The organism is Streptomyces sp. DvalAA-14 (assembly GCF_900091855.1).
In the GTDB taxonomy this organism is placed as follows: Bacteria; Actinomycetota; Actinomycetes; order Streptomycetales; family Streptomycetaceae; genus Actinacidiphila.
Genome location: NZ_FMCH01000041.1, coordinates 1 through 2713, shown reverse-complemented (window position 1 = coordinate 2713; position 2713 = coordinate 1). Strand labels below are relative to the sequence as shown.

Below are 2713 nucleotides of genomic sequence, written 5' to 3'. Positions count from 1 at the left end.
ACAGGCGCCCGGCAGCAGGGCCGAACCGGCGACCGCGGACCGGGAATCCCGCTTCGGCATATGTTCCTGGCCCGTACAACAGCTCTCCTCGGGTCCGTTGCGTGGTGGAGCAAGCGACCCAGGATTCGGGCGGCGAAAACGGCCCGCCCGAGCGGCGCGATACGGAGAGGGGCGACCCCCTGCTCGCGACTGCCGGAAATCACGACCGGGCCGGCAATTCGGTGCGCCGGGCGTCGCGGGAGAGGTTCCGGCCTCCCGACCCCGACGCGGTCATCGCTGGTGACCGCCGGTGACCGCGGTGCGCCGCGGGGGTTTGCGGCCCGTCCCCCGCACCGCGGACACCGCCGAAGAGCACCCCGGGAGGAAACCCGGAACCGGTACCCCTGTGCATTACGGGGATAGAGTGAACTCACCGTCCGGAACTGGGGATTGTCGCCCTTGCCAGATCTCTTGACCTTGGTCGGCGATCTCGGTTACATACCGTATCTCGACTAGTGCGGAGACCCCACCACCCGCCGTGTTTCCGCAGGGTCAGTCCGGCGCGCCCGCCGTACCTCTCTGCCCATCCCCGGCCCTGCCGGGCGGGCGTCCGCCTGCCTCGCCGGGCCCGACGCACATCGCGCCGACCTGGAAAGGACATCGCCGGTGCCCCAACCCCGCAGAAACGTCTGTGCCGTTCGCCCCGTCACGGGATGCCGGAGGGCACGGTGAGCGGGGCCGGGGGCAGAACGGCGCGGACCGGGCCGGGCAGACGCTTCGGCCTCAGCATCACCGCCTCGCTCGTGGCGCTCGCGGTGGTGCCCGCGACGGCTCTGATCGTGCTGTGGGCCAGCGGATCGGCGGTGCTGCTGACCCAGTGGCTCAAAGCCGCCCATGTCGGGCATGCCGCGGAGACGACGGACGCGCTGACCCCGGCGATCGGTGAATTCCAGAAGGAACGCCGGCTGACCGTCCTGCTGCTCGCCACGCACGGCAGCCGTACCGCGCTCGACGCCCAGCGGCGGACGACCGACGTCCTGCTCGCCGACTTCCGCAAGGCGGACGCCGCGTACGGCCAGGACGGTTCGGCGCAGTTCCGTGCCCAGCTGGCGACGGTGCGCAGCCAGCTCGGGGAGCTGACGGCCGAACGCAAGGCCGTCGACGCGGGGCAGGCCACCCGCACAGGCGTCGACGCCGTTTACTCCGACGCGGTCGCGTCGTCGCTGAACCTCATCGGAACGCTGAGCACCAACGACGCGAACGCCGCCACCGCCGCCGAAGCCGGCCACGCGCTGGCGTTCCTGCGCGCGACCGAGGCACTGTCGCAGGAGGACGCCATTCTCGACGGGGTCACCGCCTCGGGGCAGTTGAGTGCTCAGGAGCGGGTCGACCTCTTCGCCGCGACAGCGGTACGCGACTCGCTGCTGTCCAACGAGGTGGCCCCCTACCTTCCCGCGGAGCAGCGCGCCGCGCTGGAGAAGTTGGAGGGAAGCCCCGACTGGGCGGCGATGTCCGAGTTCGAGTCGGACATCCCGGCGGGGGCCGAGGTGGAGGGCGGCAAGATCAACGTCCCCCGCGGCCCGGCGTCCCAGGCCGCGGTGGCGGGGCGGGTGTTGGCCGGGGTGCGGGGTGTCGAGAACCAGTACCTGGCGAAGGTCGGCCGGGACGGTCCGGCCAGGAACCACGCGCTGCTCGTCAGGGTGCTGCTGACCAGCGCGCTGGCCCTGGTGGCGGTGGTCGCGGTCGGGATGATGTCCTTCCGCATCACCAGGTCGCTCATCGGCCGGATGTCCAGCCTGCGCGCCACCACCCTGGAGGTGGCCCAGGACCGGCTGCCCGCGCTGATCGCCCGCCTGCGCACCGAAGGCAGCCGGGCCGATGTCAGCGACCTGCCGCATCTCGACTACGGGCGTGACGAGTTGGGTATGGTCGCGGAGGCCTTCAACACCGCGCAGCGGACCGCGGTGCGCCTGGCGCTGGAACAGGCCGAACAGCGCGAGGGCGCCCGGCTGGTGTTCCTCAACATGTCCCGCCGCACCCAGATCCTGGTGCACCGCCAACTCGCGGTGATCGACGCCATGGAACGCAAGGAGCAGGATCCGGAACTCCTGTCCGACCTCTACCGCGTCGACCACCTCGCCACCAGGATGCGGCGCAACGCCGAGAGCCTGACCGTTCTGTCCGGCTCGACCCCGCGGCGCCGCTGGAAACACGCGGTTCCGCTGGAGCACGTGCTGCGCAGCGCGGTGTCCGAGGTCGAGGGCTACACCCGCGTGGTCGTCGAGCCGCTGCCGCCCGTGGCCGTGACCGGCCCCGCGGTCGGCGACACGATCCACCTGATCGCCGAACTGATCGAGAACGGCGTGACCTTCTCCCCGCCGCACACCGAAGTGCGCGTCCGGGCAGTCGAGGTGGCGCAGGGTGTGGCGGTCGAGGTGGAGGACCGCGGGCTGGGACTGACGGCGCAGGAGTACGCCGCGGCCAACAACCTGCTGCACAACCCGCAGGAGTTCAGCTTCATCTCGCTGGGCGAGGACCCCCGCATGGGCCTGTACACCGTCGGCCAACTCGCGCGGCGGCACGGGATCACCGCCACCCTTCGGGCTTCGGCCTACGGCGGGTCGATGGCCGTCGTCGTGCTGCCGCAGGCGCTCACCGAGCCCGCCGCCGAAACCGCCGTGCCGCCGTACGACACCCGCGCGGACCGGCACCTGGCGCCGGTCAGCAGTCCGGC

1 protein-coding gene is annotated in these 2713 nt (G+C 71.7%); it reads left to right on the top strand.

Features of this window, described 5'->3' with window-relative positions:
* Positions 1-707 precede the first annotated feature (707 nt).
* On the top strand, positions 708-2713 hold a 2006-nt coding region (locus GA0115240_RS02070), incomplete at its 3' end, for a sensor histidine kinase (protein WP_093734923.1).